Annotated in this window: 4 protein-coding genes; 3 read left to right on the forward strand and 1 reads right to left on the reverse strand. The window is 68.5% G+C overall.

All coding sequences use genetic code 11. The features are described from left to right. Positions 1 to 47 precede the first annotated feature (47 nt). Entirely contained in the window at positions 48 to 1,517 is a 1,470-nt protein-coding gene (locus tag H5J31_RS06165; RefSeq protein WP_181771479.1) for a flavin-containing monooxygenase, read from the forward strand. Continuing rightward, positions 1,514 to 3,181, forward strand: coding sequence for a GMC oxidoreductase (locus H5J31_RS06170; protein WP_181771480.1), 1,668 nt, complete (start codon positions 1,514 to 1,516; stop codon positions 3,179 to 3,181). Before H5J31_RS06165 ends, H5J31_RS06170 begins: the two co-directional genes overlap by 4 nt. 142 nt (positions 3,182 to 3,323) lie before the next feature. Here the strand turns inward: H5J31_RS06170 and H5J31_RS06175 are convergent, their stop codons facing one another. Next, on the reverse strand, positions 3,324 to 4,820 hold the full coding sequence (locus H5J31_RS06175) for a chitinase (protein WP_181771481.1): 1,497 nt from the start codon (positions 4,818 to 4,820) through the stop codon (positions 3,324 to 3,326). 162 nt (positions 4,821 to 4,982) lie between these two features. Between H5J31_RS06175 and H5J31_RS06180 the strand changes: the two genes are divergently transcribed. Beyond that, on the forward strand, positions 4,983 to 7,206 hold a 2,224-nt coding region (locus tag H5J31_RS06180), incomplete at its 3' end, for a Tex family protein (protein ID WP_181771482.1).

Genomic DNA, 7,206 nt, shown 5'->3' on the forward strand with positions numbered 1-7,206 from the left:
CGGTCGTGTCTTCCGGCTGGGCTGACCGCTGGGTAACTTCGATCGGCATGAGCACTGGGTCAGCGAGGACGTCGGTCGTGATCGTCGGCACCGGCTTCGGCGGGGTCGGTACGGCGATCGAGCTCAAACGCGCCGGCTTCGACGACTTCACCATCCTGGAGAGCGCCTCCGAACCGGGCGGCGTCTGGCGGGAGAACACCTACCCCGGCGCGGGGTGCGACATCCCGTCGCCGCTGTACTCGTTCTCCTACGAGCCCAATCCCGACTGGCCGAAGCGGTTCTCGCTGCAGCCCGACATCCACGAGTACCTCAAACGCGTGGTGCGCCGGTACGGGCTCGAACCGCACATCCGGTTCGGCACCCGGGTCACCGGCGCGGCGTTCGACGAGGAGCGCGGGCTCTGGCGGGTGGAGACCGCGGGCGGCGAGACGTACGAAGCGAACGTTTTCGTGCCGGCCGTCGGACAGCTCTCGCGGCCGGTGTGGCCGGACATCCCGGGCCAGGACTCCTTCGAGGGCCCCAGTTTCCACTCCGCCCGGTGGGAACACGACGTCGACCTGCGCGGCAAGAAGGTCGCCGTGATCGGCACCGGCGCGAGCGCGATCCAGTTCGTGCCCGAACTCCAGCGTCAGGCGGGCGAACTGACGGTGTTCCAGCGCACCGCGCCCTACATCATGGCGAAGAAGGACACCCGCTACCGGCGCTGGCAGCAGCGGCTGTTCCGGCACCTGCCGGCCACGCAACTGCTCGGCAGGCTCCGGATCTTCCTCCTCGCCGAGTACGCGACCTACGCGATGACGAAACATCCAGCGCTGGCGAAGGTCTTCGAGCTGCGCACGGCCCAGTTGCGCCGCCGTCACATCAAGGACCGGGCACTGCGCGAGAAGCTCACCCCGGACTACCCGCTGGGCTGCAAGCGGATCCTGTTCACCAACGACTACCTGCCCGCGCTGGCGCAGCACAACGTCGCCGTCGAGACCCGCCGCATCAGCGAGATCACGCCGACCGGGGTGCTCACCGAGGACGGCGTCGAACACGAGGCCGACGTCCTGATCTACGGCACCGGATTCGCGGCGACGGACTTCCTCGGCGAGCTCAAGGTCCAGGGCCTCGGCGGCCGGTCGCTGTCCGAAGCGTGGTCCGGCGGCGCGCGGGCGTTCCTCGGGATGACCGTGCCGGGTTTCCCGAACCTGTTCTGCGTCTACGGGCCCAACACCAACCTCGGCGCGGGCTCCATCATCTACATGATCGAACGCCAGGCCCGCTACATCCGGCAGGCCGTCGAACACCTCAGCCGTCCCGAAGTGTCCTATATGGACGTCCTTCCCGAGGTGGAAGAGCGCTACGACAAGGAAGTCCAGGAGCGGCTCGGGAACAGCGTCTGGTCGACCTGTGCGAGCTGGTACCGCCAGGACGACGGCCGCGTGACCACCAACTGGCCCGGCCTGGTGACCGAATACGACCGCCGCACGAAGGCACTCGACCTCGGCGACTACCGGACGGCGGGACCGCGATGAACTACGACGTGCTGGTGATCGGCTCCGGATTCGGCGGCAGTGTGACCGCGTTGCGGCTGACCGAGAAGGGCTACCGCGTCGGCGTGCTGGAAACCGGGCGCCGGTTCGCCGACGACGAGTTCGCGAAGACGTCGTGGCGGCTGCGGAAGTACCTGTGGGCCCCGAAACTGGGCTGCTACGGCATCCAGCGCTTGACCCTGCTGAAGAACACCTTCGTGCTCAGCGGAGCGGGTGTCGGCGGTGGCTCGCTGGTCTACGCGAACACGCTCTACGAACCCCCGGACACCTTCTACGACGACCCGCAGTGGGCGCACATCACCGACTGGAAGTCCGAACTCGCCCCGCATTACGACCAGGCGAAGCGGATGCTGGGCGTGACGGAGAACCCGCTGGTCACGCCGGCCGACCGCGTGCTGCGCGAGGTCGCGGACGACATGGGCATCGCGGACACCTACCGGCCGACGCAGGTCGGCGTCTACTTCGGCAAGCGCGATGTCGACCCGTTCTTCGGCGGCGAAGGACCGCGGCGGACGCCGTGCACGCACTGCGGCGAATGCATGACCGGCTGCCGGGTCGGCGCGAAGAACACGACCGTCAAGAACTACCTGTACCTGGCGGAAAAAGCGGGCACCGAGGTCCATCCGCTGACCACCGCGGTGTCAGTACGGCCGATCGACGGCGGTTACGCGGTCGATACCGTCCGAACAGGACGGTGGGTGCGCAGGCGCAAGCGGACGTTCACCGCCGAGCAGGTCGTGTTCGCCGCCGCTTCCCTGGGCACGCAACGGCTTCTGCATTCGCTGAAGGACTCGGGAACCTTGCCGGAGCTGTCGCCACGCCTGGGTCTGCTCGCCCGGACGAACTCCGAGGCCGTCCTCGCCGCCCGTTCCCTGCGCGAGGACACCGACTTCACCCGCGGCGTCGCGATCACGTCGTCGATCCACCCGGACGCGGTCACCCACGTCGAACCGGTGCGCTACGGCAAGGGCAGCAACTTCATGGGCCTGCTGACGACGGTGCTCGTCGACGGCGAACCGGGTCGACGCCGGTGGGTGCTGGGCCTGCGTGAACTGCGGCGCAACTGGCGGCATCTGGTGCGGCTGCACAACCCGCGGCACTGGTCGGAGCGGATGGTCGGCCTGCTGGTGATGCAGACGCTGAACAATTCCGTGACCACGTATACGAAACGCGGGCTCTTCGGCAGGCATATGACCACGAAACAGGGCATCGGCGACCCCAACCCCGAGTGGATCCCCGCCGGGCACGAGGTCACCCGCCGGGTGGCGGACAAGATCGGCGGACTCGCCCAGGGCGCCTGGACGGATCTGGCGAACATCCCGATCACCGGCCATTTCATCGGTGGCTGCGCGATCGGCGACGGCCCCGAGACCGGCGTCGTCGATCCGTACCAGCGGGTGCACAGCTACCCCGGCCTGCACATCGCCGACGGCTCGGCGATCTCCGCGAACCTCGGTGTGAACCCGTCGCTGACCATCACCGCGCAGGCCGAACGCGCGATGTCGTTGTGGCCCAACAAGGGCGAGACCGATCCGCGCCCGCCGCTCGGCTCCGCCTACCGGCGGCTCACCCCGGTCGCCCCGCTCAAGCCCGTCGTCCCTCCGGAGGCCCCCGCCGCCCTGCGCCTCCCCCTCACGCCCCTCTGACCCCGCGTTTAGTCCTCTGGATGCGGTAGTTCGCCCTGCCAACTACCGCATCCAGAGGACTAAACGCATGAGGGGGAAGAAGTGGAAGGGGCGGGTGCCGTCGCCCGCGCGACGCCGGCACCCGCCCCGGTCTAGCGGATCATCACGGGAGGCCGGCCAGGCCCGCGCTCACCGTGTTCGACCACGAGTAGTTCTGCGACGCGTCCCAGTTGATCGACCAGGTCATCGCGCCCCTGATCGTGGGATAGGTCGCCGTCGGCTTGAACGAACCGCAGCCCGTGCCCTTCGCCAGGCAGTTCAGCGCGTTCACGGTGTTGCCGGGCGCCTGGTAACCGCCACCGGCCGCCGAGCCCGACGCGGGCAGGCCGAGGCCGACCTGGTCGGCGCGCAGACCGCTCTGCAGCTGGATGCAGGCCAGCGCGGTGAGGAAGTCGACCGTGCCCTGCGAGTACACCTTCTGGTCGCAGCCGAGCATCGAACCGCTGTTGTAGTACTGCATGTTGACGATCGTCAGGATGTCCTTGACGTTCAGCGCCAGCTTGAAGTACTCGGCGCCGGTGCTCTGCATGTCGATCGTCTGCGGCGCCATGGTGATGACGGTGCCGCCCGCCGCGTGGATGGACCGCAGCGCCTGCGCCATGTAGGTCGCGTTGACGCCGTTCTCCAGGTCGATGTCGACGCCGTCGAAACCGTAGGTGGCGATGAGCGACTTCATGCTGTTGGAGAAGTTCGTCGCCGCGGCCGAGGAGTCGACGCGGATCGTGCCCTTCTCGCCGCCGACGGACAGGATGACCTTCTGCCCACGCGCCTGCGCCGTCTTGATGTCGGCCTTGAACTGCGCGTCGGTGTAGCCGCCGAGCTGGCTGGACAGACCCGAGTCGAGGGTGAAGGTGACCGCGCCCGGCGTGGCCGTCGCGTCGGCGAAGGACACCGCGATGATGTTGTACTTCGTCGGGACGTCGGCGAGCTTGAGCGCCTTCGCGCCGTTGTAGAAGTTCTGCCAGTACCCGGTGATCACGTGCTTGGGCAGGTCGCCCGGGTTCGGGTTGGTCGTCGTGGTGGTCGTCGGCGGGTTCGACGTGGTGGTCGTCGTCGGCGGGTTGCTCGTGGTCGGAGTCGTCGGCGTCGTGGTGGGCGAGCCGCCGGGACCGTCGAGGTTGACGTCGTCCGCGAAGTACGCGGGCTGGCCGTACCAGCCGTGCAGGTAGATGGTGACGCTGGTGGTGGACGCGCCGGTGGTGAAGCTCAGCGAGAGCTGGGACCAGCTGGCGCCGCCCGGGGTCCAGGTGTTCTTGTCCCCCGTCCCGGTGCCGGTGACGCCGAGGTAGGTGTAGCTGCCCTGTACCCAGGCCGACAGCGTGTACGCCGTGTTGGCCTTCACCGGCACGCTCTGCGAGCAGCGGGCGTTGTCCTGACCCGCCGGGGTGGCGCTGAGCGCGCGGCTCCCCGAGTGGACCGGCGTCGTGACCACCGCGGACGTGCCGGAGCAGGTCCAGCCGCTCGTGGTCCCGAGTTCGAAGCCCGGGTTGGTCAGGATGTTGGCGGCCGAGGCGCTGCCCGAGACCGCGAAAGTCACCCCCAGGCACACGGCCAGTGACGACAGCAGGGCGAGGAACGCGTGTTTCGGCTTGACTTTCACAGGTGGCCTCCACGAACGGGTGATGTCGGCCACATCAAAATGGACTAGACCAATACAACTGTCAAGGGTTCGGTTAGGGGAGGCCATACGAAAGTCGGCTCGGCGCGAGCGGCAGAATGCAGGGTCCGAGAGCACCCGAGGGCGGATTTCAGGAGCGTGGGAGTGAGCGTGCAGGGCCTGCAGACAGTCGAGCAGAAGATCGCCGAAGAACTCGGCGTGCGCGAGGGGCAGGTCAAGGCGGCCGTCGACCTGCTGGACGGCGGATCCACCGTGCCGTTCATCGCCCGGTACCGCAAAGAGGTCACCGGGATGCTGGACGACGCCCAGCTCCGCACCCTCGAAGAACGCCTCCGCTACCTGCGGGAACTCAACGAGCGCCGGGTCGCGGTGCTGGAGTCGATCCGCGGCCAGGGCAAGCTGGACGAGGCGCTCGAAGCGTCGATCATGGCGGCCGACACCAAGTCCCGCCTCGAGGACATCTACCTGCCGTACAAGCCGAAGCGGCGCACGAAGGCGATGATCGCCCGCGAGGCCGGTCTCGAACCGCTCGCCGACGGGCTCATGAGCGACCCGAACACCGACCCGCACGCGGCCGCCGCGGTGTTCGTCGACGCCGACAAGGGTGTCGCGGACGCGCAGGCCGCGCTCGACGGCGCCCGCGCGATCCTCGTCGAACGCTTCGCCGAGGACGCCGACCTGATCGGCGAACTGCGCGAGAAGATGTGGTCGCAGGGCCGTCTGGCCGCGAAGGTGCGGGACGGCAAGGCCGACGAGGGCGCGAAGTTCTCCGACTACTTCGACTTCTCCGAGCCCTACACCAAGCTCCCCTCGCACCGGATCCTCGCGATGCTGCGCGGCGAGAAGGAAGAGATCCTCGACCTCACGATGGAGTCCGAGGAGCCTTCTGAGGAGCCGAAGACCGGGCCGACCGAGTACGAGACCCGCATCGCGCACAAGTTCGGCATCAAGAACGAGGGCCGCCCGGCCGACAAATGGCTCGGCGACACCGTCCGCTGGGCGTGGCGTACCAAGATCCTGCTGCACCTGGGCATCGACCTGCGGATGCGGCTGCGCCAGTCGGCCGAGGACGACGCCGTCCGCGTGTTCGCCTCGAACCTGCGCGACCTGCTGCTCGCCGCCCCGGCGGGCACCCGCGCCACGATGGGCCTCGACCCGGGTTTCCGCACCGGCGTCAAGGTCGCCGTGGTCGACGCGACCGGGAAGGTCGTCGGGACGCATGTGATCTACCCGCACCAGCCCGCCAACAAATGGGATCAGTCGATCGCCGAACTGGCCGCGCTGTGCGCCCGGCACAAGGTCGACCTGATCTCGATCGGCAACGGCACCGCGTCGCGGGAGACCGACAAACTCGCCGGCGAGCTCATCAAGAAGCACCCGGAACTGAAGCTGACCAAGGCCGTCGTCTCCGAGGCCGGCGCGTCGGTGTACTCGGCGTCGGCGTTCGCCTCGCAGGAACTGCCGGGGATGGACGTGTCGCTGCGCGGCGCGGTCTCCATCGCGCGGCGGCTGCAGGACCCGCTGGCGGAACTGGTGAAGATCGACCCGAAGTCGATCGGCGTCGGGCAGTACCAGCACGACCTGTCGGAGATCTCGCTGTCGCGTTCGCTCGACGCGGTGGTCGAAGACTGTGTGAACGCGGTCGGCGTGGACGTCAACACCGCGTCGGCGCCGCTGCTGACCCGCGTCTCCGGCATCACGACCGGGCTGGCGGAGAACATCGTGGCGCACCGCGACGAGAACGGGCCGTTCAAGACGCGCTCCGGGCTGAAGGAGGTCGCGCGGCTCGGCCCCAAGGCCTTCGAGCAGTGCGCGGGCTTCCTCCGGATCCCGGACGGCGACGACCCGCTCGACTCGTCCTCCGTGCACCCGGAGGCCTACCCCGTCGTGCGGCGGATCCTGACCTCCACCGGCACCGACATCCGCTCGCTGATCGGCAACTCGCGGACCCTGCAGGCGCTGAAGCCGTCGGAGTTCGTCGACGACACCTTCGGTCTGCCGACGGTCACCGACATCCTCGCCGAACTCGACAAGCCGGGCCGAGACCCGCGTCCGGCGTTCAAGACCGCGACCTTCGCCGAGGGCGTCGACAAGATCGGCGACCTGAAGCCGGGGATGCGCCTGGAAGGCGTCGTGACGAACGTGGCCGCGTTCGGCGCGTTCATCGACGTCGGCGTGCACCAGGACGGCCTCGCGCACGTCTCGGCGCTGTCGAAGAACTTCGTCAAGGACCCGCGTGAGGTCGTGAAGCCCGGCGACATCGTCAAGGTGAAGGTGCTGGAAGTCGACGTGCCGCGCAAGCGGATCTCGCTGACGTTGCGCCTGGACGACGAGCCCGGCCGTCCCGCCCGCGAACAGGGCGGCGGCG

It is taken from the genome of Amycolatopsis pittospori (assembly GCF_013870525.1).
Classification (GTDB): Bacteria; Actinomycetota; Actinomycetes; order Mycobacteriales; family Pseudonocardiaceae; genus Amycolatopsis; species Amycolatopsis pittospori.

Excerpts from the sequence above, each read along its gene's own strand:
- H5J31_RS06165 (WP_181771479.1), top strand. The coding sequence starts at position 48 with ATGAGCACTGGGTCAGCGAGGACGTCGGTCGTGATCGTCGGCACCGGC.
- H5J31_RS06170 (WP_181771480.1), top strand. The coding sequence starts at position 1,514 with ATGAACTACGACGTGCTGGTGATCGGCTCCGGATTCGGCGGCAGTGTG.